The sequence below is a fragment of the Bradyrhizobium sp. P2_E8 genome (assembly GCF_056403875.1).
The window spans coordinates 1-559 of record NZ_JBFUES010001896.1; the positions used below are offsets into that span (position 1 = coordinate 1).

The following is a 559-nucleotide window of genomic DNA, read 5'->3' on the forward strand; positions in this document are numbered from 1 at the left end:
CAATCGCGTCGATTTACTCCTCCCGCTATGACTTCCGGTCACCCCTCGATGAGCGGACATCTTCAAGGCCCATCGCAAGGTCTCAAACGGGCCAACTGCGGAAATTCCGCCAACCTCAGATCGTCCTCATTGCGGAAACCGGCCGGCCGCAGGGCCTTTCTCAAATCGTTTTGAGACAATCGCGTTCTCGCAGGCGCCGGACCGGTCATAGGATTTTCCTAACCAGGATGAAGTACAGGCCCGGCGCGCGTGATGCCACCGATTTGACTAATCGTGAAGCCGCACTCGTTGGGACGGCGCGACCCGATTCCTAGCTAAGAAGGCGTGGTTCTCGATTGGAGAAAAAGCAATGCGTTCTATTTTGGCGTTGAGCCTTTTGATCACCCTAGCGGCATCCGCGAACTCGGCTACGGTGCACCACGCGCACCGGCCGCACGTTGTTGTTCGTGCCGATCGGGGGATGGTGGCCTCAGATCCCGCTTCGGGTTTTGCCTACGCACCATCCGGGCCGCCGATCCAATACCGGCCCGCACCCGACCATGGCTACAATGAACCATAT

At 58.5% G+C, this 559-nt stretch carries 1 protein-coding gene; it reads left to right on the forward strand.

Annotation, left to right across the window (positions count from 1 at the left end; translation table 11 throughout):
* Positions 1-349 precede the first annotated feature (349 nt).
* The coding region (locus AC1D00_RS44570) for a hypothetical protein (RefSeq protein WP_477015138.1) at positions 350-559 on the forward strand (210 nt) is incomplete at its 3' end.